Below are 23,808 nucleotides of genomic sequence, written 5' to 3'. Positions count from 1 at the left end.
AAGTCATAAGACAAGCAATTCCAGGAAAAGTGTGAAACGGTTTTCCGTCCGGAATTGCGTCAAAACAAAGAGATAGAGCGGTTCGGTGTTTCCGTGAAACGACGAGCCGTTCTAGTGCGTCGAAGCGAGCCGTCAGGCGAGAAACGTCTTCTCGAACGCCTGCTTGCCTGTCGGCGAGAAAATCACCGCACGGCTGTCCTTCTCGCGCCGCGCCCATTTCTCGGCGAGGATCTTGTCGAGAATGGCGGCGCCCAGCGTGCCGGCGAGGTGCGAACGCCGCACGCTCCAGTCGAGGCAGGCCCGGCACACCGGTCGCCGCGCCTTGCCCTCGACATCGATGCCGATCGCGGCGAAATGCGAGGCGGCCGACGGCCCAAGCTGAATCTCCTCATCATCTCGCAGGAGCACTTGTCGAGCGACGAGACGGTCCAGCATCGCCACCGCCTGCTCGCCGGCGAGGTGGTCGTAGCAGACCCGCGCCACGCGCATGGCCGCGTCGCGTGGGCCAGGCCGCACTCGTTGCGGCCCGGCCGCAGCGGCAACACCGGTGATCGCCTCGATCATGCCGGCTACCTGCGGGCCAGCGAGGCCGTAGTAGCGATGCCGTCCCTGGCTTGCCAGCGTCAGCAGCCCGCCTTCCATCAGCTTCGACAGATGGGAGATCGCTGTCGGAAGCGACACGCCGGCCTCGAGTGCCAGTTCACTCGCCGTCAGTGCCGTGCCGCCCATCAGTGCGGACAGCATGTTTGCCCGCGCTGGATCGCCCACCAGGCTGGCAATGCGGGCTATGTCAGGTCCTTCGCGCATAGTTCGTTCCTCATCGAAGCATCCTCGTCAGATAAAGCATTAGTCTCGATGCAAATCAAGGAGACAACTATGCCTGCAAGGATCGCTTTCGGCGCCGCGCCTGCTCGCCGGCCGTTCCCGTTCATTGTCTTGCGCCGCTTGTGGCGGCGGCTCCTGAAGCGGTGGTTCGACCGTCATTTGCAGCGTCTCGACCTCGCCGAGATCGACGATCATCTGCTGCGTGACCTTGGCCTGACACCTGAAGACGTCCGCCGCGAATGCGCGAAATCGTTCTGGCAGGCATGATCGGCGAGGGATTTGCCTAGCATATCGATCTTCGGAACGTTTCGATCCGGCTCGAACTGTGACCGCCAGAAAACATCCACCGCCACGGAGGCGAAAATGACCATTACCTGCTTCATCCGCTACGAGATCGATCCGTTCGGCAAGGCGGCGTTCGAGGAATATGCACGCAATTGGGGGCAGGCGATCCCGCGTTGCGGCGCCGATCTGATCGGCTATTTCGCGCCGCACGAAGGCTCGGCCACCAGGGCTTATGCCGCCTACAACATCGACAGTCTTGCGGCCTACGAAGCCTACCGCGCCCGGCTCGCCGCCGATCCCGCCGGTAAGGCGAATTACGAGTTCGCCCGGCGGGAAAAATTCATCCTGAAGGAGGACCGCACCTTCCTCAAGCTGGCCTCCGGGCCACATGCTCCTTTGGTGAAACCATGATCGCCGTCATCTTCGAGGTCGAGCCGGCGGCGGGCATGCGCGATGCCTATCTCGGCATCGCCGCCGATCTGCGCCCACTGCTCGACGGCATCGACGGCTTCCTGTCGATCGAGCGCTTCCAGAGCCTTGCCGATCCGAACCGCATCCTGTCGCTGTCCTTCTGGCGCGACGAGGATGCGGTGAAGGCCTGGCGCAACACGCAGGAACATCGGCAGGCGCAGAAGGCCGGGCGCGGCGGTATCTTGGCGGACTATCGTTTGCGTTTCGCTCATGTCGTGCGCGATTACGGCCTGACCGAACGCGCCGAGGCGCCTCAGGACAGCCAGGCGGTGAATGGTTAAGCATTCCCGATCAGCACCCCTGCCGCAAACACCAGCGCGCCACCCAGCACCACCTGGAAGGCGGCGCGCCAGAATGGGGTCTGCATGTAGCGGTTCTGCACGAAGGCGATCGCCCACAGCTCGAAGAAAACCACCACGGCGGCGACAATGGTCGCCGTCCAAAAAAGCGGGATGAGATAGGGCAGCGCATGGCCGAGCCCGCCCAGCGTCGTCATGACGCCGACGGTCAGCCCGCGTTTTGCCGGCGAGCCGCGGCCAGATAATTTGCCGTCGTCGGAAGCCACCTCGGTGAAACCCATCGAGATGCCAGCGCCGATCGAGGCGGCAAGCCCGACCAGAAAGGTCTGGAACGTATCATGCGTGGCAAAGGCGGCGGCAAAGATCGGCGCCAGCGTCGACACCGAGCCATCCATCAGCCCGGCCAGCCCCGGTTGCACATAGGTCAGGATGAACTGGCGCTGCTCGGCCGCCGCCTCTTCGTCCTTGACCGCGCCCGGCACATGCTTTTGCTCCAGCCGCTGCGCCAGTGTCTCGTGGCCCTGTTCTGCGATCGCCAGGTCGTCGAGCAGCTTTCGCGTCGACGCATCGCCTGTGCGTTTGGCCGCCTCGATATAGAACAGGTAGGCTTGGCGCTCCATGGCCTCGGCCTGGCTGCGCACATGATCGATGCCGAGCGGCCTCACCAGCCAGTCCGGCTTGCGCTCGTAATAGCCCTTCACATGTTCGCGCCGGATCAGCGGTATGCGCTCGCCGAAGCGCTTGCGGTAAAGCTCGATCAGCGAATCGCGATGGCCGTCCTCCTCCTCCGCCATCTCCTCGAACACCTTGGCCGATTGCGGAAAGCTCTCCGCCAGCCCGTCGGCATAGGCGCGATAGATGCGCCCGTCATCCTCCTCAGAGGAGATGGCGAGCGCCAGGATCTCCTGTTCCGAGAGCGATTCAAAGGGACGGCGGCCGAAGCCGAAAACGCGGGAAAGCATGAGAAATTCACCCTAGTTTAGAACGGTTCTAAACTAGAGCTTCGCACATCCTCGGTCAATCGTGCCCGCTCCACTCATGCTCAAAGGTACAGGCTTCAAAATCCCGAACACATTGCCGTTGCTATCGGCAAACGTTCACCTATATAACCGAATCTCAACCAAGAGAAAGGAACCCGCAGATGCTGGAAAAACAGCAGCCGTTTGACCCCAAGCCGGTTCTCGACCTGATCGCTAACATCGAGGCGGACTTGCAGCGCCTGAAAGGGCTGGTCGAGCAGCAGGTCGAAAAATTTGATCCCGCCAATCCGCATAACAAGGCTCCCGACGGCAAGTTGACCGAGGAGGGCGTCGAGTGCTGCTATCGCCTGTTCGACGAAGGCAAGTCGCGCTATTCGGTCGCTCAGCAGATGAAGATCTCCTTCGCCGCTGCCACCCATCGCTTCAACACCTGGCGCAAGATCGGCGGCCCCAAACGGCAAAAGACGCTGTTGGGGTGAGGGGCGGCCGGCAATGCCGGTAAATCGGCAGCGATTTGTCGAAATGACGAATGCATGGCGGAGGGCGGAGGAGAGGTGGGTGACAGTCACGCCCACTCCTGCCTCCAAGTCGAATTGTAACGGTCACATTTTTTCATTGGTGCGCGGCTTCCCTTTCCGTGCACCATAGGCCGTCTCATCTCTTGCAGGACCCAGCCATGATCACCCCTCCCGGCATCGCCGATATTCACAGTGCAGCAGCGCGATTGTCCGGACTGATCGTCGAAACGCCGCTGATCGAATCGCCGGAGTTGAACAATCGCTTCGGCGCCAGGATCCTGTTCAAGCCGGAGACGTTGCAGCGCACCGGCTCGTTCAAGTTCCGCGGTGCATACAACAAGCTCTCCTCGCTCTCGGCGGAAGAACGCGCCCGCGGCGTCGTCGCCTTCTCGTCGGGTAATCACGCGCAAGGCGTTGCCGCCGCAGCGGCGATGTTCGGCGTCAAGGCCGTCATCGCCATGCCCGCCGATGCGCCGGCGATGAAAGTCGGCAATGTCAGGAAGATGGGCGCGGAAGTGATCACCTTCGACCGGGTCCGCGACGATCGCACTGCCGTCGTCCGTTCTTACGTGGAAAAGGGCATGGTCCTGGTGCCGCCCTACGACGATCCGGCCATCATCGCCGGCCAGGGCACGATCGGCCTCGAATTGATGCGCCAAGCAAGAGCGCTTGGCGTCAGCCTCGATGCGGTAGTGGTTCCCTGCGGCGGCGGCGGGTTGAGCAGCGGCATTTCGATCGCGGTCAAGGATGCCCCGCCGGGCACCGCCGTCTGGGCCGTGGAACCTGAGCATTTCGACGACACACGCCGCTCGCTGATCAAAGGCGCCAGGGTGTCGAACGCGCCCGGCCACACCTCGATCTGCGATGCCCTTCTCGTCGCCGAGCCGGGCGCCATCACTTTCGAGATTAACCGCAAGAATCTCGCGGGCGCCATCGCCGTTTCCGACAAGGCGGTGGCACAGGCGATGCGCGATGCGATGGCTTGTCTGAAGCTGGTGGTCGAACCCGGCGGTTGCGTCGGCTTGGCCGCGCTGTCGTCAGGCGAGATCGACCTTGCCGGGAAATGCATTGCCGTGGTGCTCTCCGGCGGCAATGTCGATCTCAGCACCTATGCCGAGATCATTGCTGCCAGCTAAGATAGCAACCAATTCCAGGTCATGTGCCGGTTCGAGGCGCTCGAGCCTCCGTTGCGCCCAGCCGAACCGGTACCCTTCAAAGACTGAGATCAATGAAACTGTTCTTCAGCCGCAATCCCAATCCTCGCCTCGCGGTCGCGGTGGCACGGTATCTCAACGTCAAGGTCGAGTTTGAATTCGCCTCTCCCTTCGCTCCGGGCCAGGCCGAGCGATTTCGGCCGCTCAATCCAAATCTTTCATTGCCCATCCTCGTAGGCCTGGGAAAAAGCCTCTGGGAGGCCGACGCCATAGCCTGCCGCCTTTCACGCGACACGCATTCGCATTTCTGGCGCACCGGCGACGACGAGCCCGAGATGATCCGATGGCTGAGTTGGGGGAAAGAGAACTTCGCAAGAGCCTGCGACGTCGTGCATTTCGAACGCGGGACCAAACAGCGCTATGGGCTCGGCCCGATCGATCAGGCGCGGGTTGAGGAGGGCCTGAGCGACTTCCGCACGGCCGCTGCCATACTTGATGCCGAGCTTTCTGAGCGAGAATGGCTGGTCGGCGCTTCGGTTTCCTATGCCGACTTTCGAATGGCGACGTTTCTGCCCTTCAACGATGTCGCCCGATTGCCGCTCGATGACTATCCCTCTGTCAGTCGCTGGTATCTTAAACTCGAAGAAATCGACGCCTGGCGCGATCCCTTCGAAGGGCTCAATGCGCCTGAATTGACACCGGTCCCGGGCCAGGCCAAGTCCGTGTAAATCTCGATCATTTGCACAAGCGGATCGAGTTCGACCCTAATCCAGCGTCCGGCGGAACCGCACCAGCGCAATACCGGCGAACAGCGCCACGAACACCACCAGCCAGCCGATTTCCGTTGCCACCGCCGGCAGCTCGGCGCCCTTCAGCATCACCGCGCGGATGATGCGCAGGAAATGCGTCAGCGGCAGCACCTCGCCGAAAATCTGCGCCCAGTCCGGCATGCCGCGATAGGGAAACATGAAGCCGGACAGCATGATCGACGGCAAGAAGAAGAAGAAAGTGAGCTGCAGGGCCTGCATTTGCGTGCGGGCGATCGTCGAGATCGTGTAGCCGAGCAGCACCAGCGCCAAGACGAAGATAAGGACCGCCGTCAACAGCAGCGACATCGACCCGGTGAAGGGGATGGCAAACAGAAGCTTCGAGGCTGCCAGCACCACCAGTACCTGCACGGCGCCGACCGCCAGATAGGGCAGCACCTTGCCCAGCATTATCTCGAGCGGGCTGGACGGCATCGCCAGAAGGTTCTCCATCGTGCCGCGCTCGGTCTCGCGCGTCAGCGCGATCGAGGTCATCATCACCATCGTCATCTGCAGGATGACGCCGAGCAGGCCGGGCACGATGTTGTATTGTGAGACGGCTTCCGGATTGTAGCGCCGGTGCACCACCACCTGGAGCTGGCCCCGGGCAGCTTCGGCCGCCGTCTCCTGCATACCGCGTGCCCTGAGCAGCGCCTGATTGGCGACGGTGCCGAGCGTCGAGATGGCGCCGCTGGCGACGGCCGGGTCGGTCGCATCCGCCTCGATCAGAATCTGCGGGCTGTCGCCGCGCTCGACCCGTCGGGCAAAATCGGCGGGAATGGTGACGACGAAGGCGACGTCGCCGCGCGCCATCAGGAATTCGGCTTCGGCGGCACTTTGCGCAACATGGTCGAAGCGGTAATAGCCGGTGGTCTGCAGCGCCGAAACCATGGCCCGCGTGTAAGGATCGCTGCTCATCGTCACCAGCGCTGCCGGCAGGCTCTTCGGATCGTTGTTGATGGCATAGCCGAACAGCACCAGCTGCATCAGCGGTACGCCGAGCATCATGGCGAAGGTGATGCGGTCGCGCCGCATCTGGATGAACTCCTTGATCAGCAGCGCGCCTAGCCTGGCGAACGAAAAGATGCTGTCTATCCCATTTTTCATCCCATGTTGTCCTTCGAACCGGACATGAACTGGATGAACACATCTTCCAGGCTGGTCTCGCCGGGCGTCACCGTAACGCCCTCGTGCTCTTTCTCGACATCGGCGAGCGCTGCCTGAAGTGCCGTCCTGTCGGAGCCGACGACATGCAGCGTCGCGCCGAACGGCGCCACCTGGTCGACGCCGGGGCGGCCATGAAGTGCGGCAGCGACCTGATCGAGCCGCGGCCCTTGCAGGACGAAGGTGGTCAGCCCGGCATTCCTCACCACGTCCTCGACCGTGCCGGTGGCCAGCATCTTGCCGTAGGAGATGTAGCTGATGCGGTGGCAGCGCTCGGCTTCGTCCATGTAGTGGGTGGAGACCAGCACGGTCAGGCCGCCGCTCGCCAGCCGGTGGATCTCGTCCCAGAATTCGCGTCGCGCTTTCGGGTCGACGCCCGCCGTCGGTTCATCGAGCAGCAGCAGTTTCGGCTTGTGCATGATGCAGGCGGCCAGCGCCAGCCGCTGCTTCCAGCCGCCGGACAGGGTGCCGGCCAACTGGTTCCTGCGCGATGTCAGGCCGAGCTCCTCAAGCGTCTTAGCAACGTGCTCGTCGAGCGGCTTCAGCCGGTAGAGCCGTGCCACGAATTCGAGATTCTCGCCGATCGTGAGATCTTCGTAGAACGAGAATCTCTGCGTCATGTAGCCGACTTCGCGTTTGATCCGCAGGCTGTCGGTGCGGATGTCGAAGCCCAGAACGGTGCCTTCGCCCTCATCCGGCGTCAGCAAGCCGCACATGATGCGGATGGTCGTCGTCTTGCCCGAGCCGTTCGGCCCGAGGAAGCCGACGATCTCGCCCTCGGCCACAGCCATAGTCACATGATCGACGACGGTCTTGTCGCCGAAGCGTTTGACCAGGCCGTGCACGTCGATGACGTTCATTTTCCGATGTCCGCCAGATCGACGTCGACGATCTGCCCGGGCTGCAATGCGCTGGCGTCGCCCTCCGGCCGCGCTTCGACCAGATAGACCAGCTTTTGCCGGGTCTCGAGCGAGTAGATCACCGGCGGCGTGAATTCCGGATCCGGCGACACGTAGCTGACGCGAGCCTTCACGCCCGATCCGCAGCCGTCGCAATGGACGTTGAGCAGCGTGCCGACGTCGACCGAGGAGAACGCGCTTTCCGGCACATAGACGCTGAGCTTCACCGCGCCATCCGGCAGCATGGAGATGACCGGCGCGGTCGGCCCGGCCGTGTCGCCAGGATAGCGGATGACATCGTTGACCCGGCCGGGCGAGGGCGCCGTCAGCACGCGCTTCGACAGCCGCCATTGCGCTTGCTCCAGCGCCGACTGCGCCTGCCTGACCTGATTGTCGGCGGCCTTGATCGTCTCCGGCCGTGCCGGCAGGCCGCCGACGGCGAGATTGGCCTCCGCCTGGCCGACCTGCGCGTTGGCCGTCTCCAGCGTCGCGGAAGCCGTGTCGTAGTCGGCCTGTGTGCCGGTGCCGCGTTTGAACAGATCGCTGGCGCGGATGTAACGGCGTTTGGCGTCGGCGGCTTGCGCCTTGGCCATGTCGAGCTGCGCCTTGAGCACCGCAATCTCTTCAGGCCGCTTGCCGACCTGCAGGTCGGCAAGTTGCGCCTGGGCCTGCGCAAGGGCCGCCTCGGCTTGTGCGATGGCGATCTTGGCGTCGGCGTTTTCCAGCGTCACCACCGGCGTGCCGGGCGCGACGCGGTCGCCGCGCTTGACCGCAATCGTCTCGACCTGCGCCACCTCGATCGGCGCGAGCAGGACGTAGTCGCCCTCGACGTAGCCGACGGCGAGCGGTGCTCCCGGCGCGCAGGCGCTGAAAAGCTGGGCGGCAAGCGGCAAAGAACAGAGCAGGCTCATGATCCACGATCCTTCCGGACAGCCAAATCGCGCCGAGCCAAAATCGCGCTGAGATTATCCGTCACCACCGCCGCGATCTTTCCGGCCTCGTCATTGCCGATCTCGCGCCAGCCCATGCGGCGCATAACCGCCTCGCGGCCGATGCGGAAATAGACGACCTGGCCAATCAGCGTGAACACGGTGAGTTTTGTGCGCTCGCTCTCGGCCGGCTCGCCCGTCGCCTGTTCCCAGATCAGGCAGAGCCGGTTATGCGCCGGTTCGAACACGCCGTCATAGATACGGTCGAGCGCCGCGGTAGGATGCGACAGCTCGCGCAGGACGAACTGTACAATCTCGCCGGCTTCCGGCCTTGCCGCGATGAAGGCGACCATCCGCTCCAGTGCGACGGCTAAATGTGCCCGCGCGGCCTCGGTGTCGGCCAATGCCGCGACCGGCGCCTGCAGATTGCCGATCGCCTGGCCGGCAACGGTCTGGATGGTGTCGACGATGTAGTCGGCCGCCGCGTTGCGGAGCCCTTCCTTGCCGCCGAAATGATAGGCGATCGAGCCGATATTGGCCTTGGCCTCCGCCGCGATCTGGCGCGTCGAGGTGCCGTCGAAACCTTGCCGTCCGAACAGTTTCAACGCCGCGCGGACAAGTGCCGCCCGCGTCATATCGGCGGCGGTCTTGGGCGCCTCATGAGGAAGGCCGCTGGCGCTGGGCGATTTGATCATGGCCACAATTTAATCAATCGAATGATTAAAGTCAAGTGCGGTCAAGCGGCTTGCCAACTCTGGCCGTGCGCGCTTTAGTGCCTGGCCATGGGCAAGGAAATCGAGCGTAAATTCCTGGTCTCAGGTGAGGAATGGCGGGCAATGGTCGAGGCGGACATTCATATCCGTCAATTCTATCTTGTCGCCGAACCCAGCCGTACGGTTCGTGTTCGCATCAGCAACGATGCGGCCGCCAAGCTGACGCTCAAGTTCGGCAGCCAGGCACGCGAGCGCGATGAATTCGAATATCCGGTACCTTTGGCGGAGGCGCAGGAGATGCAGGCCTTTGCCATCGGACATGTCATCGAGAAGACACGCCACCATGTTAAACATCGCGGCTATCGCTACGAAGTCGATGTCTTCGGCGGGACGCTTGCGGGGTTGGTGATCGCCGAGCTCGAGACGCCGGATGATATACAGGACGAAATGCTGCCACATTGGCTCGGCCGTGAAGTCACCGGCGAGCCGAGATTTTACAACGCGTCGCTCGCCCTTGGGGGGATTCCGGAGATCGTCGCATGAGCTTTCGTATCGATCCGCGCATGTCGCTGACCGGAGAGGTCAGGCGCATCCTCGCCGAGGAGATCGGCAAGGTGATCGACCATCTGAACGCGGCGCGTGACAGGCCCGAACCGGGGCTGCACAAATGCCGCAAACGGCTGAAGAACGTCCGCGCCTTGCTGCGCCTTGTCCGTTCCGGAGACGAAACATTCTGCGTGACGGAGAATCAGTGCTACCGCCAGGTGGCGGCCCTGCTTGCCGGCCCGCGCGAGGCGACCGCGCTGGTCGAAACAATCGACCGGCTGGCGGCAAGCTTTCCCGAGCAAAGTGCCGGCGATGGCCTCGGTGCCGTGCGTGACAGGCTCGTCGCGCGCCAGCATGAACTGCATGGCGGAGGAGGCCTCGATGCTGCGATAGGCGCGGCGATTTCCGCTTGCGAGGAAGGTGTCGCCCGGATCGACAAGCTCGCTCTGCCCGACAAGCCGGAGCAGGCTGCCGACGTGCTCGCCGAAGGCGCGCGCACCACTTTGCGCCGTGCCAGGAAAGCGCTGGACAAGGCGGCTTCGCGCGGCGAAGCCGATGACTTTCACGACCTGCGCAAGGCGGCCAAGACGCATGGCATGCACCTGTCGCTGCTCGGCCGGCTGTGGCCGACGCCGATCAAAACGCGGCGCAGGGCCGTCGACGAATTGGGCGAGCGGCTCGGCGAGCTGCACGATGTGTTCGTCATGCGCGCGCTTCTCGATGCCGAGGACCAGCCACTCGGTCCTGCTGAAGAGACGCGGTTGCTTGCCAAGCTGCTGAAGCGTTCGGAAAAGAGCCTGAAAAAGACCTGCCTCGCCGAGGCGGCCGAGCTTTTCGGCGACAGCCCGAAGCGCTCGACGAGGAAGTTCGCCCGTAAGGCGCGCGAAGATCTCACAGTTGCGCACGAAGACGCCGGCACGCCTGGCGTGGGCTGATCATGGTCTAACTTGCCGCCCTGTGGTAATCGCCGTCTGGCATGACCGAGCCCGGCGACACGCTTCTGGACCGACTTGGCCGCTGGCTTGCCGGCCGGCTGCAGGAGGAATCGTCCGGCTACGAGCCTTACACGCCGTCGGACGCCGAAACGTTGCGCCGCACGCTCGAGCCCGGCGACATCCTGCTCATCGAAGGCAACCAGAAGATCTCGGCGGCGATCAAATACCTCACCCAGTCGACCTGGTCGCATGCCGCCTTCTATATCGGCGATGCATTACCGGAGCCGGAGGACGGATCGGAGCGGCGGCGCCTGATCGAGGTCACGCTCGGCGATGGCTGCATCGCCGTGCCGCTGTCGCGCTATCGCAGCTACAACACCCGCATCTGCCGGGCGAGTGGCCTGGCTCCGGACGATCGCGAAGCGGTCGTCGCGTTCATGATCGGCAGGCTCGGTCTCAGATACGATCTCAGGAACATATTCGACATGCTGCGCTACTTCTTGCCGACGCCGCCGGTGCCGGTGCGCTGGCGCCGCCGCATGCTGGCTTTCGGTTCCGGCGACCCGACGCGCGCCATCTGCTCGTCGCTGATCGCCGAGGCGTATGGCCTGATCCGCTACCCGATCCTGCCGGAGATTACCCGGGCGCCTGGCCGTGCCTCGGCCCAGTCGAGCTTTTCGCGCAGGGAAATCCTGCACATCCGCCATCACTCGCTCTACACGCCGCGCGATTTCGACCTGTCGCCCTATTTCCGTATTGTCAAGCCAACGCTGGAATACGGCTTCGACTACCGGCAGATGGTCTGGGATGACAAGGTGGCGAACAAGACCGCCGAATAGCCGCTCGATCTTGTGTTTGAGCAGGGGACCCTCTGAGAACCGGTTTGCGGCCGATACTCAGGGGTAAGAAGCTCAGTCAGACTGGCTGCCGCCAACAGCCCGGACTCGGTCGTTCTGCATTTTGACCTAGGCCGGCAGACGTCGTCCGTTTGCGGCAGCCGCAACTCGATCGTCGGTCCGTGCGCCTGCGTCGCGCGGATGCGGCCCGATCGGCATGATCACCGGGAACGGCGTTGCGCCGAACGCAAACGTCCATTTGTAGCCGACCAGTCGGTCTTCAGGCGTCGTGTGCTGGTCGTGATGAGCAAGCAATTTGGCGCGCTCCGCCAATTCCTCCGCCTCGCGCCTGACCATTTCCGCCGTTTCCGGCCGCATCCGCCTGGAGAAGCTGACGAACGTCGACTCGCGCTCAAGATGGGTGATGGCCCAGCCGATGAAATTCTTGTTGGTCGTCTCGAACAGCGGCCGCAATGGCCCCTCGAAATTCCACTGGATCGGCGCCTCGATCAGCAGCCTTGCCGACAGGCCGCGACCGAGCGCGACCAGGCCGAGTTCCTCGAGCTCGCGCAGATAGAGGAACATCGAAGCCTCGCTCAGCCCTTGTGAGCGCATGATGCCTTCGGGCGTGAATTTCTCGGAAAGCATGACAAAGACGAACAGCAGTGCCGGCCGCCCGGCGAGCTTGCGCTCGATCTCCGGCGCGATCTGGTTGGCGGGTCCTGGTCCCCTGTTCATTGAGCCGAGCACGTTTTCCAACTCTACGCCGGCGGCAGTGCAGATCTCCATCAGCCGGTCGAGCTTGCAGTTGCGCTCGTGGAAGATGCGCTTCACCGTCGGCTCGGAAACACCCATCCGCTCGGCAAGGACGCGATAGGTGATGCCCTTTGCCTTAAGCGTCCGCTTCAGCGCTTCGAAGATCAGGCCGTTCATGGGATGCACCTCTTTTGCACGATTTGGTATCAGCCTTCGGTACTAGTCCTGATAGCTCTTCCCGAAAAGTATCGAAAGGCCTAGCTCTCCGCCAGTCCATTACAGGAGACTAGCCATGAAGAGCCTCTTCACCTCGATGCTTCTCGCCCTGGTCGGCATCGCCGCCGCGCCGGCAGTTCAGGCCGCTGAACTCTGGCGCACCGGCGGCCTCGAGCAGCCTGAATCGGCGCTGTTCGACGCCGCCGGCCAGCGCGTTATCGTCTCGAACATCGTCGGCAATCCCGGCGAAGCCGACGGCAACGGCTATCTGTCGATCCTGTCGATGGACGGCAAGCTAGTCACGCAACACTGGACCGACGGCATGGACGCGCCCAAGGGCATGGCGATTGTCGGCGGCAAACTCTACGTCGCCGACCTCACCCATGTGCGCGTCGTCGACCTCGCAAGCGGCAAGCTAACATCGACGATCGACGTGCCGAACGCGGTCTTTCTCAACGACATGACCGCTGATGCATCCGGCAATGTCTACGTCACGGATATGCTTGCCGATACGATCTATCGCATCGACCGCGACCGGCCCGAACTGTTCGTCAGGGATGCGGCGCTTGCTTCGCCGAATGGCATCTTCGCCGATGGCGGCCGGCTGATCGTCGCTTCCTGGGGCAAGGGCATCAAGCCCGACTTCAGCACCGCGGAGCCGGGCGGCCTGCTCTCGGTCGATCTTGCTACCAAGGCCGTTTCGCCACTGGCTGGCGCGGAAAAGTTTGCCAACCTCGATGGCGTCGTTGCCATCGGCGGCAGCATCTACGCCACCGCGTATATGACCGGCACGCTCTACCGCTACAAAGCCGGCGGCACGCCGCAAGCGGTTGCGACGTTCAAGCCGGGCAGCGCCGACATCGGCACCGACGGCAGGTCGACAATCTTCGTGCCGCTGATGAACGAGGGCGAGGTCTCAGCGTTGGGCCTCGACTAAGCCGGCGTTGCCAGCTCAAGCGGCGGGCGCGGCTCTCCTCAGCTGCGCCCGCGCATCCGTGATCGAGGCGCGTAAGTCACCAGCGGCCGCTTGACGCCGTGGTTGATCAGCATGCGGCGTATCCTGCGCTGAAGCGCCTGATATAATGAAGCGAACGCCGGCGCGGCTCGCCTTGTGGGCCGCGCCCTCGATGACATTGGCTGCCGTCGAATCGAAGAACGGCACCGCCGAACAGTCGAGGATGAAGTTCCTGCGCTGGCGCGGGCGGCGACGTCTTCCTGCACCAAGGATTGATGATCTGCCTCCAAACATGCAGCACTCTTTGCCAGCCGATGCGCTGTCATGCTACAAACCTCGGCATCGTTTGGCGGGACATCCGCTGCGATCCCGATTTCACAGGAACGACTTCAAAAGGATGAGCGGGTGAAGATATTCAAAGCGTTGGCAACCTCGACAGCCTTGCTGTCGATGGTTTTCCTGCTGGCAGGCTGCGGTCATGGCCTGATCAACAGGCTGATTTGAGTCAGGTGCCGTCGGCCCGCCCAAGCCATCGCTGCAGGAACCGTGCCGCAAGCCAGCACAGCATCGCCCAGGCAAAGCCGGCGCACCAGCCGGCCAATACGTCGGACGGCCAGTGGACGCCGAGATAGATGCGGCTGATGCCGACCACCACTGTCGTCAGCACCGCCAGCCCGAGTACATAGATCTTCGTTGTGCGCCCGGGCAAAACCCGCGCCGCCATGCTGCCCAGCGTCAAATACGTCACCGCCGACAGCATGGCGTGGCCGCTCGGAAACGAAAGCGATGCCACATCGGCGAGATGCGAGACCAGATCGGGGCGCGGCCGGTCGATGTCGAATTTCAGCACGCTTGACAGGAGCTGGCCGCCCGCTACCGCGACGAACATGAGAAGCGCCGCGCCTGGCCTGCGGATAAGGAGCAGATAGACGATCATTGCTGCCGTGATCAGCAGCAGTACGCTGGCGCTGCCGAGGCTGGTGATGTCGCGCATCGCCCCTTCCAGCCACGCCGGTCCGATCGGATTGTCGGGCTGGCCGGCCTTGCGGAAGGCAAGCAGGATTTCGGTGTCGAAGGCATGCGGCGTGGTCGCCCGCGCCAGCTCCATCAGCTCCTCGAACCCCCACAGCCCGCCGGCAATGACCAGCCCGGCCAGCAGAACCGGGAACTCCAGCCAGTTGGGCAGTCTGCTTGCAATCTTCTTCATCGGCCCGATCGCAGTTACAGCCTTTGCAGATAGGGCCCGAGCGTGATCAGCGCCACAGCTGCGATGGCAAGCACGATGCCGGTTGCCTGCAAGGCATTGACGCGTTCGCCGAAGAAGACCAGCGCCACCACATTCACCGACACCAGCTGGATCACCGCCGACAGGCTGAACGACACCGACATGCCGAATTCACGGATCAGCCTCAGCATGATCAGATTGCCCAGCGAGTAGAGCGCCAACGTCAGCACGATCTTGCCGAGGCTCGGCGCCAGCCCCCACTGTTTTGCGGCCATCGCCGCCAGCAGGAAGATCACCGTCGAGACGCAGAGCTGCCCAAGTCCCCAGAAACTCACTTTTGTTCCTCCCGATGCGGTCCCTACCGCCTGCCGCAGCTCTTGTTTCCGAAGCGCCGGTCGCGGTCAAGCGGGGCCGATGTTGGATACGAAATCGCAGGTGGCAATTTAGCCGGCATGTCATCAAACTGTGACCTGCCGGTAATACCGGATTGGCCAGGCAACACGCTCCAGCAATCCATCCAGCCAGAGGCAGGCCCTATGACCGAACATCGCACCCCTGACGCCCATTTCCGCACCAGCCTGCTCGAGGAAAACGATGGGCCAGGAGCCAATCCCACCGACAACCGCACCATGGGTGAGATCATCGCCGCGCGGTTCTCACGCCGCGGCTTCCTCAAGGGTTCGCTTGCCGTCTCGGCCATAGCCGCTACCGTCAGCCCGCTGGCGCTGATCACCGCCGACAACGCCCGCGCCGCCGAAGGCTCCGCCTTCGCTTTCGACGAGCTCGAGGCCGGCATCGACGACAAGCATCACGTCGCACCTGGCTATGACGCCGACGTGCTGCTGCGCTGGGGCGATCCGCTGTTCGCCGATTCGCCGGGATTCGATCCGACAAAACAGTCGGCGGAAGCCCAGGCCAGACAATTCGGCTACAACAACGACTATGTCGGTTATATCCCGATCGACGGCTCGGCCGAGCACGGCCTGCTGGTCGTCAATCACGAATACACCAATCCGCACCTGATGTTTCCGGGCCTCGTCACCATCGTCGATGGCAAAGCCAAGCAGGCGCCCCTCAGCAAGGAGCAAGTCGATGTCGAGATGGCCGCGCATGGCGGCACTATCGTCGAGATACGCAAGGTATCAGGCAAATGGCAGGTCGTTCGCGACGGCAAGCTCAACCGCCGCATCACCTCCAACACCGAGATCGCGCTCTCCGGCCCGGTCGCCGGCCACGACCGCGTCAAGACCAGCGCCGATCCGACCGGCACGAAGGTCATCGGCACCATCAACAATTGCGCCGGCGGCGTCACGCCGTGGGGCACCTATGTCATGGCCGAGGAGAACATCCACGGCTATTTCTCGGGCGAGCTGCCGCAGGGCCACAAGGAGGCGGCCAATTACAAGCGCCTCGGCATTCCCGAAGGTGCCTATGAATGGGCAGCGCATTACGACCGTTTCGACATCGGCAAGGAGCCGAACGAGCCGAACCGCTTCGGCTGGATCGTCGAGGTCGACGTCCAGGATGCGACTTCGGCGCCGAGGAAGCGCACCGCGATGGGCCGCTTCAAGCATGAGGGCGCCGAATCGATCGTCGCCCAGGATGGCCGTGTCGTCTTCTATCTCGGCGACGACGAGCGCTTCGACTATGTCTATAAGTTCGTCACCACAGGCAAGTTCGATCCGGACAACCGCGCCGCCAACATGGATTTGCTCGACGACGGCACCTTGCATGTCGCCAAGTTTGCCGACGACGGTTCGGTCGAATGGCTGCCGATCGTCTTCGGCCAAGGGCCGCTGACGGCGGAGAACGGCTTTGCCGGCGAGGCCGATGTGCTGATCGAGACGCGCCGCGCCGCCGACCTGCTCGGCGCCACCAAGATGGACCGCCCGGAAGACATCCAGCCCAATGCCGCCAACGGCAAGGTCTATGTCATGCTGACCAACAATTCGAAGCGCAAGGCCGACCAGGTCGACGCCGCCAACCCGCGTGCCGAAAATGCCTTTGGCCACATCATCGAGATCGTCGAGGACGGCGGTGATTTCACCGCGACAAAGGGCAGGTGGGAAATCCTGCTGAAATGCGGCGATCCCGCTGTGGCCGACGTCGGCGCCACCTTCTCGACCGCAACCACCGCCAATGGCTGGTTCGGCATGCCGGACAATTGCACGGTAGATTCGGCTGGCCGCCTCTGGGTCGCCACCGACGGCCAAGGCCCGAAAGCCACCGGCCGCACCGATGGTCTGTGGGCTGTCGATACGGAGGGGACGGCACGGGCGACATCAAAGCTGTTCTTCCGCGTGCCGATCGGCGCCGAAATGTGCGGTCCCCTGTTTGCGCCGGACGACCAGACCGCCTTCGTTGCGGTCCAGCATCCGGGCGACGGCGGCGAGGACTGGGAGGCTTTCGGCCGTCCGTCCTACTATGAGGATTTGTCGACGCGCTGGCCCGACTTCAAGCCGGACATGCCGGTGCGCCCGGCGGTCGTTGCCATCACCAGGCAAGGCGGCGGCAAGATCGCGGTCTGACACGCAGCCAGCTCTTGCAGTCTCAAGGAAGGATTTCGGCGGTACGAAATCCTTCCTTCCGATACGGGATGCATCCATGCTGCGCATCATGCGCCGACTAATCATTCGGTGCGCTGAACCACGGCCACATTCATTGTGCTTCGCAACCTGAAGCCGATGGACTCGTATAACGCTATGGCCGCGGCGTTGCTGGCATAGGCGTGGAGATAGGGAACTTCGCCGCGCGCCACTATCCGGTTTGCCACTAATAGGGACAGCAGCTTTCCTAGGCCACGGCCGCGAAATTCCGGATGTGAGCACACCCCGCTGAGTTCGGTATAGCCAGGTTGCTTCATGCGCTCGCCGGCCATTGCCGCGAGCCTGCCCTCGATTTTCACACCCCAAAAATCGCCCAGGCTCAAGGCTTCGAGCGTGAATGGGCCAGGCTTGGTGAGCAATGCCAGGGCGAGCATCTCAGCAGCATCGTCTCGGGTCAGACGATGCACGCGCGGGTCGGAGACGATCTGCAATGGCTGCTCGGCGATCATCTGAACCCCGGCTGCGGTCGAAGTCGCGGAAAGCCCCGTGGGCAGAGCAATCGCGTCCGCTTGAAGCAGGATCATACTCTCGCCCGGGGAGACAAGGTTTTCGAGCGCCCGCAGGCTTTCCGGGTCGTCCGCGCCAGTGGCGGCGAAAGGGACGATCGACGGCCGATATCGCATGGCGAGGTTGTCACCCTCCGCGAAGGCCCGATGTCGCGTCTGAAGCGCGCTCCAGATAGGGCGGTCGAGCAGATGTCTCATTGCGCGGCACCCTCAGGCTTATTTACACGACGGTCGAGAGGAGCAGCGGCGAGGCCGTCCTCGATGGCAGCCAGCTGCTCAAGAAGCGGCCCCGAAAAACCTGCGCACAAATCCGCGACCACGTTCTCGATGCAAGGCCAGACGTCGCGCTTTGCGACATCGACCAGCCGCCGGCCGTCCCGAGTAAGCGAGACGATCCTGCGCCGCTGGTCATCGGTCGACGGACTGACTTCGAGCAGTCCCAATTCGGCCAGAAGCGAGACGCTTCGCGTTACGCCTGGCTGCGCGATGCCAAGGGATTGCGCCAGTTCCCCGACCGACAGCGGACCCAGCCTGTCGAGCGCGGCCAGCAGCGGGTATTGGCTCGCCTGAACCGGGACATCCAGCCTGTCGAGCAGGCGCTGCGCCTCCGCTTGCAGTTGCTCGCCTATACGCTTCAGCCTGCTGCCCAGGCACAGAAAGCCAAGCGATCGTATGACGTCTTCCATAGGCCAATTCATCCCCATGAACACCGATAACATGATATATAACAATGCATGAAAAGCAAGATCGAGGCATTCAAGCGCGGGTTCCAGGCATCGGGCGCAGGCCTATCGCCTTCGGCAAGGAAAGGTCGATCGGTCAGGCTGCTTCGCCTGGACGAGGCCCGTTCGATCAGTTGCGCAGCCGGTAGCCGGTCCTGAAGATCCAGGCGACGATCGTTATGCAGATGAGCAGGAAGACCACCGTCATGCCGAGGCTGACGCCGACCGAAACGTCGGACTTGCCGTAGAAGCTCCAGCGGAACCCACTGACCAGGTAGACCACCGGGTTGAACAGCGTCACCGTGCGCCAGATGCCGGGCAGCATGTTGATCGAATAGAAGCTGCCGCCGAGGAAGGTCAGCGGCGTGATGATCAGCAGCGGCACCAGCTGCAGCTGCTCGAAGCTCTTCGCCCAGATGCCGATGATAAAGCCGAACAGGCTGAAGGTCACCGCCGTCAGCACCAGGAAGGCGAGCATCCAGAACGGATGCTGGATCGTCAGCGGCACGAACAGCGAGGCCGTCGCCAGGATGATCAGGCCAAGCACGATCGACTTTGTCGCCGCGCCCCCGACATAGGCGATGACGATCTCCAGATAGGACACCGGCGCGGACAGTAATTCGTAGATCGAGCCGACGAATTTCGGAAAATAGATGGCGAAAGAGGCGTTGGAGATCGATTGCGTCAGCAGCGACAGCATGATCAGCCCCGGTACGATGAAGGCGCCGTAGCTGATGCCGTCGATCTCGGTGATGCGCGAGCCGATGGCCGAACCGAAGACGACGAAATAGAGCGACGTCGAAATCACCGGCGAAACGATGCTCTGCAGCACAGTGCGAAGGGCGCGCGCCATCTCCACCCGATAGATCGCCCATACCGCATGAAGATTCATGGCCGCGCGCAGGTTCATGCCGGTTTCCTCACCAGGTTGACGAAGATCTCCTCGAGCGAGCTGTTTTCCGTATCGATGTCGCGGAACTGGATGCCGGCCGCCTCGAGCTCGCGGATCAGCGAGGCGACGCCCGGCCGTTCGCTCTGGTTGTCATAAGTATAGGTCAGCTGTCCGCCATCCGGCGAAAGCTCCAGCGCGTAGTGCGAAAAAGCATCGGGAACGGTGGCCAGGGGACTGCGCAGTTCCAGCACAAGCCGTTTGCGGCCAAGCTTGCGCATCAGCTCGGCCTTGTCCTCCACCAGCACGATCTCACCGCGGTTGATGACGCCGACGCGGTCGGCCATCGCCTCGGCTTCTTCGATGTAATGCGTGGTCAGGATGATGGTGACGCCGTCTTCGCGCAGCCGGCGCACCATCGCCCACATGTCCTGGCGCAGCTCGACGTCGACGCCTGCCGTCGGTTCGTCGAGGAACAGGATGCGCGGTTCGTGCGACAGCGCCTTGGCAATCATCAGCCGGCGCTTCATGCCGCCGGACAGCGTGATCGCCTTGGCGTCCTTCTTGTCCCAGAGCGACAGGTCGCGCAGCACCTTTTCGACGAACGCCTTGTCCGCCGGCTTGCCGAACAGGCCGCGGCTGTAGTTGACCGTCGCCCACACGCTCTCGAAGGCGTCGATGGTCAGTTCCTGCGGCACCAGCCCGATCAGACTGCGCGCGGCGCGGTAGTCGCGGTTGATGTCATGGCCGTCGACGGTGACGGAACCCGACGAGCGGTTGACGATGCCGCAGACGATCGAGATCAGCGTTGTCTTGCCGGCGCCATTCGGCCCGAGCAGCGCAAAGATCTCGCCGCGCACGATGTCGAGATTGATCTCCTTCAGCGCCTTGAAGCCGGTGGCGTAGGTCTTGGTGACCCCGGAAATCGAGATGATCGGCTGCATGGCTGAAAACGACTGCTTGAAACAGAGTTGTTGATTTAATCCGCTGAATGTCGGTCCGCAAATCCGGATGTCAATGGCGCTCCCGACAGTTCTGGACATCGAGGTTCGCCGGAATAGGCAACACCTGCCCGGTCGTCCAGCCAAATTCCACGCAAAAGCAGATTAACCGCACTGCGGCGTTCCGCCTCGCGGCGGGACGCCGCTTTGACCGTCCGGTGCATCAAGCCTATCCTTCAACAAACAAGCAGCAGCCGGAGCCGCCATGGACCCGCTCATTCTGTCGCGCATACAGTTCGGCGCGAACATCTCGTTCCACATCCTGTTCCCGGCGATCACCATCGCGCTCGGCTGGGTGCTGCTGTTCTTCAAGCTCCGCTACAACGCGACAAACGATTCCGCCTGGATGCGCGCGTATTTCACCTGGGTTAAGGTATTCGCGCTGTCCTTCGCCATGGGCGTGGTTTCCGGCGTCACCATGAGTTTTCAGTTCGGCACCAACTGGCCGGGCTATATGGAGACGGTCGGCAACATTGCCGGCCCGCTGCTGGCCTACGAAATCCTGACCGCCTTCTTCCTCGAGGCGGCGTTCCTCGGCATCATGCTGTTCGGCTTCCGCCGCGTCTCGAACCGCGTCCATACGCTGGCGACGGTGCTGGTGGCCGGCGGCACCACCTTGTCCGCCTTCTGGATCATCGCGCTCAATTCGTGGATGCAGACACCGGCCGGTTTCGAGATGCGCAATCGTGTTGCGCACGCCACCGACTGGTGGGCCGTTGTCTTCAATCCGTCCATGCCCTACCGGCTCGTTCATATGCTGCTTGCTTCGGGGCTGACCGTCTCGTTCCTGATCGCCGGCCTGTCGGCGCTGCGCTATCTCTACGGCGATCGCTCGGAATCGATGTGGAAGGCCCTGCGCACCGGCGTCTTCACCGCCGCTATCCTGATTCCCATCCAGATCTTTGCCGGCGACCAGCACGGCCTCAACACGCTGGAACACCAGCCGCAGAAGATCGCCGCCATGGAAGCCAACTGGAACACCGGTCCCAACGTGCCGTTGGTGCTGTTTGCTCTTCCCGATGAAGCGGCCAAGCAGAACAGGTTCGAGCTCACCATTCCGGATGGCGCCAGCCTCATCCTCAGGCACAGCGCCGGCGGCATCGTGCCGGGTCTGAACGATTATGCCGGCAACCATCCGCCCGTATTTCCGGTGTTCTGGGGCTTTCGCATCATGGTCGGCACCGGCCTCCTGATGCTCGCCGTCTCCTGGTCGGCGGCCTTCTTCCTCAAGCGCCGCCACGGCCTGCCCAAGCCGCTGGCGCTTGTCATGGTGCCGATGGCGCTGTCCGGCTGGCTGGCGACGCTGGCCGGCTGGTACACCACCGAGATCGGCCGCCAGCCCTGGCTGGTCACCGGCGTGCTGCGTACCGCCGATGCTGTCGGGCCGGTCGCCGGCAGCCATGTCGCGCTGTCGCTCGCGGTCTATCTCATCCTCTACGTGCTGCTCTTGATCGCCTATCTCGGCGTGTTGGTGCATCTGGCATTGAAGGCGGCGAAGGATGGTGACACCTCGCCGCTACCGGGCGTCATGAACAGGCCGCTGTCGCAGCCGGTTGCGCAACCAGGAGAAACATCATGAGCGTCGACTGGCCGACCCTGCTGCCTCTGATCTTCGCCGGGCTGATGGGCCTCGCTATCCTGATCTACGTCATCCTCGACGGCTTCGATCTCGGCATCGGCATCCTGTTCGCCGCAGCCGAAGACACCGAACAGGATACGATGATCGCCGCCATCGGCCCGTTCTGGGACGCTAACGAGACCTGGCTGGTGCTGGCGGTCGGCCTGCTGCTGGTCGCCTTCCCATTGGCGCATGGCACCATTCTGACGGCGCTCTACATTCCGGTCTTCGTGCTGCTGGTCGGCTTGATCCTGCGCGGCGTCGCCTTCGATTTCCGCGCCAAGGTGCCGGCCGGCAGGAAGCACCGCTGGAACCGCATCTTTTTCCTCGGCTCGGTCGTCGCGTCGCTGGCGCAAGGTTATATGCTCGGCGTCTATGTGCTCGGCCTCGACGTCGGCCCCGGCGGCGTCGCTTTCGGCGCGCTGGTGGCGCTCTGCCTTGCCGCGGCCTACGCGGCGATGGGCGCGGCCTGGGTCATCTATAAGACCGAAGGCGATCTGCAGAAGAAGGCGGTGCTGTGGCTGCGGACGGCGCTGGTGCTGACCGCGCTCGGCATGGTCGCGGTATCGCTGGCCACGCCCTTTGCCAGCGCGCGCATCTTCGACAAATGGTTCGTCTGGCCGGCCATGCTCTATTTGTCGCCGCTGCCGATCCTGTCGGCAGTGCTGTTCCTGTGGCTGTGGCGCCAGACCTTCCATCTGCCGAAACCCGGCGACCGCCACGCGCTGCTCCCGTTCCTGACATTGGCCGCGATCTTCACGCTCGGCTTTGCCGGCCTCGCCTGGTCGTTCTACCCCTTCGTGGTGCCCGACCGGCTGACCATCTGGCAGGCTGCTTCGGCACCCGAAAGCCTGGCCGTCATCCTGGTCGGGACGGTCGTCGTGCTGCCGATCATCATCTTCTATTCGTTCTTTGCCTACCGGGTGTTCGCCGGCAAGGCGACGGATCTGACCTATGACTGACCGGCATCGCCGTCGCAGCCTGAAACAGAATATTCATCTTCAAGCGGAATAACCTTCTCTGGCCGGACCAGCAGAATCGCCGGCAAGAAGAAGGGCAACAGAATGAACCCCTTTTCTGCGGCAGGACAGGATCGGCTGCTGCTTTTGCTGATCCGGACGGTCGCGCTGATCGGCGCACTCGCGCTTGCCGGCCTGCTGCCGGCCATGCCGCAGGCGCATGCCCAGGACGCGGCCAACTGGACGGGCGTGTGGGACACGAAGTGGCGCGGCGGCGGCGCCCAGATCAAGTTCGAGCAGACGGGCACTGACGTAAACGGCGTGTACCCGCTTTATAACGGCCGTATCGAGGCTAAGGCCCGATCAGCTACGTTACGTCCTGGCCGAGCTGCGCAAGCTGCTGATTGCCCATCCGCGCGTCATCGATGAGCCGTGCCGCGTGCGCTTTGCCGGCTTCGGCGCCTATTCGCTCGATATCGACGTGTTCACTTATGTCAAAACCGCCGACGTGGCCGATTTTCAAGCCATACGCGAGGACATCCTGTTGTCCATGATCAACATCATGGATGATGCCGGCGCGCAGTTCGCCTTCCCTTCGTCACTGGAATACAGAGCCACCGACCTTCCGGTCGACGACGAAAAACGCATCGCCGCGGAGAAAAGGGTCAGCGCTTGGCGCGAGGCGCAAAACCTGCCTTTCCCCGACTTCAGCCAGATCGACAAATTCGCCCTCAACAACACACTTGCCTACCCGCCTGAGGGCTCGGCGCATTATCGCGAGACAGAACCCGACCCGGACTCGGCCGAGGCAAAGGCGACGCTGGAGAAGGTGCGCTGGAGCCTGCCCTGGAAAAAGGGGGACTAGTGCGAAGCGCGGAAACTGCTGATCTCCCCCCTTGAGGGCAGGGCTATCGCATTTGGATTCTTACGAAGATGGACCCCCACCCTAACCCTCCCCACAAGGGGGAGGGAATGCTGCCGCGCGCCCTTACTTC

The 23,808-nt window shown here is 63.1% G+C and carries 28 protein-coding genes and 1 pseudogene; 15 read left to right on the top strand and 14 right to left on the bottom strand.

What is annotated here, in order from left to right:
• Positions 1 to 132 precede the first annotated feature (132 nt).
• Positions 133 to 807 carry an ArsR/SmtB family transcription factor gene (locus NKH60_RS31850; protein ID WP_352874680.1) on the bottom strand — a complete coding sequence of 225 codons (675 nt, stop codon included), beginning with the start codon at positions 805 to 807 and terminating at the stop codon, positions 133 to 135.
• 69 nt (positions 808 to 876) lie between these two features.
• Here NKH60_RS31850 and NKH60_RS31845 point away from each other — a divergent pair, with 69 nt between their 5' ends.
• The 3 genes from NKH60_RS31845 (at position 877) to NKH60_RS31835 (ending at position 1,862) form a co-directional block, all read left to right on the top strand.
• A complete protein-coding gene (locus NKH60_RS31845; RefSeq protein WP_352836022.1) occupies positions 877 to 1,092 on the top strand; it encodes a DUF1127 domain-containing protein in 216 nt (71 codons plus the stop codon).
• Positions 1,093 to 1,188: 96 nt separating this feature from the next.
• Positions 1,189 to 1,521 (top strand): NIPSNAP family protein, encoded by a 333-nt coding sequence (locus NKH60_RS31840; protein ID WP_352614759.1) that lies wholly within the window; start codon positions 1,189 to 1,191, stop codon positions 1,519 to 1,521.
• Positions 1,518 to 1,862 carry an antibiotic biosynthesis monooxygenase family protein gene (locus NKH60_RS31835; protein WP_352836019.1) on the top strand — a complete coding sequence of 115 codons (345 nt, stop codon included), beginning with the start codon at positions 1,518 to 1,520 and terminating at the stop codon, positions 1,860 to 1,862. Before NKH60_RS31840 ends, NKH60_RS31835 begins: the two co-directional genes overlap by 4 nt.
• Here the strand turns inward: NKH60_RS31835 and mbfA are convergent.
• Positions 1,859 to 2,842, bottom strand: a complete 984-nt coding sequence (gene mbfA / locus NKH60_RS31830) for an iron exporter MbfA (protein ID WP_352473594.1) — start codon at positions 2,840 to 2,842, stop codon at positions 1,859 to 1,861. The genes NKH60_RS31835 and mbfA overlap by 4 nt on opposite strands.
• A gap of 179 nt (positions 2,843 to 3,021) precedes the next feature.
• Between mbfA and NKH60_RS31825 the strand changes: the two genes are divergently transcribed.
• The 3 genes from NKH60_RS31825 to NKH60_RS31815 all read left to right on the top strand — a co-directional run bounded on the left by NKH60_RS31825 (position 3,022) and on the right by NKH60_RS31815 (position 5,260).
• Entirely contained in the window at positions 3,022 to 3,339 is a 318-nt protein-coding gene (locus NKH60_RS31825) for a hypothetical protein (protein WP_352451855.1), read from the top strand.
• 197 nt (positions 3,340 to 3,536) lie between these two features.
• Entirely contained in the window at positions 3,537 to 4,514 is a 978-nt protein-coding gene (locus tag NKH60_RS31820; protein WP_352614761.1) for a threonine/serine dehydratase family protein, read from the top strand.
• 92 nt (positions 4,515 to 4,606) lie between these two features.
• Positions 4,607 to 5,260, top strand: coding sequence for a glutathione S-transferase family protein (locus NKH60_RS31815; protein WP_352874678.1), 654 nt, complete (start codon positions 4,607 to 4,609; stop codon positions 5,258 to 5,260).
• A 36-nt stretch (positions 5,261 to 5,296) separates the two neighbouring features.
• On the opposite strand, the gene NKH60_RS31810 is transcribed toward NKH60_RS31815, so the two are convergent.
• The 4 genes from NKH60_RS31810 to NKH60_RS31795 are packed head-to-tail and all read right to left on the bottom strand — an operon-like array spanning position 5,297 to position 9,025.
• Entirely contained in the window at positions 5,297 to 6,433 is a 1,137-nt protein-coding gene (locus NKH60_RS31810; protein WP_352473617.1) for an ABC transporter permease, read from the bottom strand.
• A gap of 8 nt (positions 6,434 to 6,441) precedes the next feature.
• Positions 6,442 to 7,362 carry an ABC transporter ATP-binding protein gene (locus tag NKH60_RS31805; protein WP_023679007.1) on the bottom strand — a complete coding sequence of 307 codons (921 nt, stop codon included), beginning with the start codon at positions 7,360 to 7,362 and terminating at the stop codon, positions 6,442 to 6,444.
• Positions 7,359 to 8,312 carry an HlyD family secretion protein gene (locus NKH60_RS31800; protein ID WP_352817890.1) on the bottom strand — a complete coding sequence of 318 codons (954 nt, stop codon included), beginning with the start codon at positions 8,310 to 8,312 and terminating at the stop codon, positions 7,359 to 7,361. The genes NKH60_RS31805 and NKH60_RS31800 overlap by 4 nt, the downstream gene beginning before the upstream one ends.
• On the bottom strand, positions 8,309 to 9,025 hold the full coding sequence (locus NKH60_RS31795; protein WP_352817952.1) for a CerR family C-terminal domain-containing protein: 717 nt from the start codon (positions 9,023 to 9,025) through the stop codon (positions 8,309 to 8,311). The genes NKH60_RS31800 and NKH60_RS31795 overlap by 4 nt, the downstream gene beginning before the upstream one ends.
• A gap of 87 nt (positions 9,026 to 9,112) precedes the next feature.
• Between NKH60_RS31795 and NKH60_RS31790 the strand changes: the two genes are divergently transcribed.
• From NKH60_RS31790 to NKH60_RS31780, 3 genes are read left to right on the top strand one after another with little or no spacing between them, the layout of a single operon-like run.
• Positions 9,113 to 9,586 carry a CYTH domain-containing protein gene (locus tag NKH60_RS31790; protein WP_352473606.1) on the top strand — a complete coding sequence of 158 codons (474 nt, stop codon included), beginning with the start codon at positions 9,113 to 9,115 and terminating at the stop codon, positions 9,584 to 9,586.
• Complete coding sequence (locus tag NKH60_RS31785) at positions 9,583 to 10,524, top strand: CHAD domain-containing protein (protein ID WP_352502682.1); 942 nt, start codon at positions 9,583 to 9,585, stop codon at positions 10,522 to 10,524. Before NKH60_RS31790 ends, NKH60_RS31785 begins: the two co-directional genes overlap by 4 nt.
• A gap of 41 nt (positions 10,525 to 10,565) precedes the next feature.
• On the top strand, positions 10,566 to 11,363 hold the full coding sequence (locus NKH60_RS31780) for a C40 family peptidase (RefSeq protein ID WP_352684032.1): 798 nt from the start codon (positions 10,566 to 10,568) through the stop codon (positions 11,361 to 11,363).
• Positions 11,364 to 11,489: 126 nt separating this feature from the next.
• Here NKH60_RS31780 and NKH60_RS31775 read toward each other — a convergent pair whose 3' ends face one another.
• Entirely contained in the window at positions 11,490 to 12,293 is an 804-nt protein-coding gene (locus NKH60_RS31775) for a helix-turn-helix domain-containing protein (RefSeq protein ID WP_352451850.1), read from the bottom strand.
• Positions 12,294 to 12,408: 115 nt separating this feature from the next.
• Between NKH60_RS31775 and NKH60_RS31770 the strand changes: the two genes are divergently transcribed.
• Positions 12,409 to 13,269, top strand: coding sequence for an SMP-30/gluconolactonase/LRE family protein (locus NKH60_RS31770; RefSeq protein ID WP_352836007.1), 861 nt, complete (start codon positions 12,409 to 12,411; stop codon positions 13,267 to 13,269).
• Positions 13,270 to 13,284: 15 nt separating this feature from the next.
• Here the strand turns inward: NKH60_RS31770 and NKH60_RS31765 are convergent.
• The 3 genes and pseudogenes from NKH60_RS31765 to NKH60_RS31755 all read right to left on the bottom strand — a co-directional run.
• A pseudogene (locus NKH60_RS31765) lies at positions 13,285 to 13,533 on the bottom strand (sodium-independent anion transporter); the annotation flags it as partial.
• A gap of 259 nt (positions 13,534 to 13,792) precedes the next feature.
• Positions 13,793 to 14,494 (bottom strand): phosphatase PAP2 family protein, encoded by a 702-nt coding sequence (locus NKH60_RS31760; protein ID WP_352451848.1) that lies wholly within the window; start codon positions 14,492 to 14,494, stop codon positions 13,793 to 13,795.
• Positions 14,495 to 14,508: 14 nt separating this feature from the next.
• Complete coding sequence (locus NKH60_RS31755; RefSeq protein ID WP_023679017.1) at positions 14,509 to 14,847, bottom strand: hypothetical protein; 339 nt, start codon at positions 14,845 to 14,847, stop codon at positions 14,509 to 14,511.
• Between the two features lie 201 nt (positions 14,848 to 15,048).
• On the opposite strand from NKH60_RS31755, the gene NKH60_RS31750 reads away from it, so the two are divergent.
• Complete coding sequence (locus tag NKH60_RS31750; protein WP_352614773.1) at positions 15,049 to 17,040, top strand: PhoX family protein; 1,992 nt, start codon at positions 15,049 to 15,051, stop codon at positions 17,038 to 17,040.
• 101 nt (positions 17,041 to 17,141) lie between these two features.
• On the opposite strand, the gene NKH60_RS31745 is transcribed toward NKH60_RS31750, so the two are convergent.
• The 4 genes from NKH60_RS31745 to NKH60_RS31730 form a co-directional block, all read right to left on the bottom strand.
• Positions 17,142 to 17,822, bottom strand: coding sequence for a GNAT family N-acetyltransferase (locus NKH60_RS31745; RefSeq protein ID WP_352874674.1), 681 nt, complete (start codon positions 17,820 to 17,822; stop codon positions 17,142 to 17,144).
• On the bottom strand, positions 17,819 to 18,310 hold the full coding sequence (locus NKH60_RS31740) for a MarR family winged helix-turn-helix transcriptional regulator (protein WP_352539811.1): 492 nt from the start codon (positions 18,308 to 18,310) through the stop codon (positions 17,819 to 17,821). The genes NKH60_RS31745 and NKH60_RS31740 overlap by 4 nt, the downstream gene beginning before the upstream one ends.
• A 166-nt stretch (positions 18,311 to 18,476) precedes the next feature.
• Positions 18,477 to 19,238, bottom strand: a complete 762-nt coding sequence (locus NKH60_RS31735; protein WP_352614795.1) for an ABC transporter permease — start codon at positions 19,236 to 19,238, stop codon at positions 18,477 to 18,479.
• Positions 19,239 to 19,252: 14 nt separating this feature from the next.
• The gene (locus tag NKH60_RS31730) at positions 19,253 to 20,179 is read right to left on the bottom strand and encodes an ABC transporter ATP-binding protein (protein ID WP_352472842.1); all 927 of its coding nucleotides are present in this window, start codon (positions 20,177 to 20,179) and stop codon (positions 19,253 to 19,255) included.
• A 262-nt stretch (positions 20,180 to 20,441) separates the two neighbouring features.
• Here NKH60_RS31730 and NKH60_RS31725 point away from each other — a divergent pair, with 262 nt between their 5' ends.
• From NKH60_RS31725 to NKH60_RS31710, 4 genes are all read left to right on the top strand, one after another.
• The gene (locus NKH60_RS31725; protein ID WP_352614778.1) at positions 20,442 to 21,815 is read left to right on the top strand and encodes a cytochrome ubiquinol oxidase subunit I; all 1,374 of its coding nucleotides are present in this window, start codon (positions 20,442 to 20,444) and stop codon (positions 21,813 to 21,815) included.
• Positions 21,812 to 22,816, top strand: a complete 1,005-nt coding sequence (locus NKH60_RS31720; RefSeq protein WP_352539814.1) for a cytochrome d ubiquinol oxidase subunit II — start codon at positions 21,812 to 21,814, stop codon at positions 22,814 to 22,816. Before NKH60_RS31725 ends, NKH60_RS31720 begins: the two co-directional genes overlap by 4 nt.
• Before the next feature lie 102 nt (positions 22,817 to 22,918).
• On the top strand, positions 22,919 to 23,242 hold the full coding sequence (locus tag NKH60_RS31715) for a hypothetical protein (protein ID WP_352614782.1): 324 nt from the start codon (positions 22,919 to 22,921) through the stop codon (positions 23,240 to 23,242).
• Positions 23,148 to 23,678 (top strand): hypothetical protein, encoded by a 531-nt coding sequence (locus NKH60_RS31710; RefSeq protein WP_352836029.1) that lies wholly within the window; start codon positions 23,148 to 23,150, stop codon positions 23,676 to 23,678. The genes NKH60_RS31715 and NKH60_RS31710 overlap by 95 nt, the downstream gene beginning before the upstream one ends.
• Positions 23,679 to 23,808: the final 130 nt, after the last annotated feature.

Origin of the sequence: Mesorhizobium sp. M1006, assembly GCF_040318825.1 — a bacterium.
Taxonomy (GTDB): domain Bacteria; phylum Pseudomonadota; class Alphaproteobacteria; order Rhizobiales; family Rhizobiaceae; genus Mesorhizobium.
Note: the sequence above shows the minus strand (reverse complement) of the source record. Positions and strands in the feature narration are given on the sequence as shown.

Bases quoted from the DNA above. Each gene is read 5' to 3' on its own strand.
- NKH60_RS31840 (WP_352614759.1), top strand. From the start codon at position 1,189: ATGACCATTACCTGCTTCATCCGCTACGAGATCGATCCGTTCGGCAAG.
- NKH60_RS31745 (WP_352874674.1), bottom strand. From the start codon at position 17,822: ATGAGACATCTGCTCGACCGCCCTATCTGGAGCGCGCTTCAGACGCGA.
- NKH60_RS31820 (WP_352614761.1), top strand. From the start codon at position 3,537: ATGATCACCCCTCCCGGCATCGCCGATATTCACAGTGCAGCAGCGCGA.
- NKH60_RS31795 (WP_352817952.1), bottom strand. From the start codon at position 9,025: ATGATCAAATCGCCCAGCGCCAGCGGCCTTCCTCATGAGGCGCCCAAG.
- NKH60_RS31750 (WP_352614773.1), top strand. From the start codon at position 15,049: ATGACCGAACATCGCACCCCTGACGCCCATTTCCGCACCAGCCTGCTC.
- NKH60_RS31775 (WP_352451850.1), bottom strand. From the start codon at position 12,293: ATGAACGGCCTGATCTTCGAAGCGCTGAAGCGGACGCTTAAGGCAAAG.
- NKH60_RS31720 (WP_352539814.1), top strand. From the start codon at position 21,812: ATGAGCGTCGACTGGCCGACCCTGCTGCCTCTGATCTTCGCCGGGCTG.
- NKH60_RS31835 (WP_352836019.1), top strand. From the start codon at position 1,518: ATGATCGCCGTCATCTTCGAGGTCGAGCCGGCGGCGGGCATGCGCGAT.
- NKH60_RS31735 (WP_352614795.1), bottom strand. From the start codon at position 19,238: ATGAATCTTCATGCGGTATGGGCGATCTATCGGGTGGAGATGGCGCGC.
- NKH60_RS31800 (WP_352817890.1), bottom strand. From the start codon at position 8,312: ATGAGCCTGCTCTGTTCTTTGCCGCTTGCCGCCCAGCTTTTCAGCGCC.
- NKH60_RS31760 (WP_352451848.1), bottom strand. From the start codon at position 14,494: ATGAAGAAGATTGCAAGCAGACTGCCCAACTGGCTGGAGTTCCCGGTT.
- NKH60_RS31845 (WP_352836022.1), top strand. From the start codon at position 877: ATGCCTGCAAGGATCGCTTTCGGCGCCGCGCCTGCTCGCCGGCCGTTC.
- mbfA (WP_352473594.1), bottom strand. From the start codon at position 2,842: ATGCTTTCCCGCGTTTTCGGCTTCGGCCGCCGTCCCTTTGAATCGCTC.
- NKH60_RS31790 (WP_352473606.1), top strand. From the start codon at position 9,113: ATGGGCAAGGAAATCGAGCGTAAATTCCTGGTCTCAGGTGAGGAATGG.
- NKH60_RS31715 (WP_352614782.1), top strand. From the start codon at position 22,919: ATGAACCCCTTTTCTGCGGCAGGACAGGATCGGCTGCTGCTTTTGCTG.
- NKH60_RS31805 (WP_023679007.1), bottom strand. From the start codon at position 7,362: ATGAACGTCATCGACGTGCACGGCCTGGTCAAACGCTTCGGCGACAAG.
- NKH60_RS31780 (WP_352684032.1), top strand. From the start codon at position 10,566: ATGACCGAGCCCGGCGACACGCTTCTGGACCGACTTGGCCGCTGGCTT.
- NKH60_RS31825 (WP_352451855.1), top strand. From the start codon at position 3,022: ATGCTGGAAAAACAGCAGCCGTTTGACCCCAAGCCGGTTCTCGACCTG.
- NKH60_RS31850 (WP_352874680.1), bottom strand. From the start codon at position 807: ATGCGCGAAGGACCTGACATAGCCCGCATTGCCAGCCTGGTGGGCGAT.
- NKH60_RS31730 (WP_352472842.1), bottom strand. From the start codon at position 20,179: ATGCAGCCGATCATCTCGATTTCCGGGGTCACCAAGACCTACGCCACC.
- NKH60_RS31785 (WP_352502682.1), top strand. From the start codon at position 9,583: ATGAGCTTTCGTATCGATCCGCGCATGTCGCTGACCGGAGAGGTCAGG.
- NKH60_RS31740 (WP_352539811.1), bottom strand. From the start codon at position 18,310: ATGGAAGACGTCATACGATCGCTTGGCTTTCTGTGCCTGGGCAGCAGG.
- NKH60_RS31770 (WP_352836007.1), top strand. From the start codon at position 12,409: ATGAAGAGCCTCTTCACCTCGATGCTTCTCGCCCTGGTCGGCATCGCC.
- NKH60_RS31815 (WP_352874678.1), top strand. From the start codon at position 4,607: ATGAAACTGTTCTTCAGCCGCAATCCCAATCCTCGCCTCGCGGTCGCG.
- NKH60_RS31725 (WP_352614778.1), top strand. From the start codon at position 20,442: ATGGACCCGCTCATTCTGTCGCGCATACAGTTCGGCGCGAACATCTCG.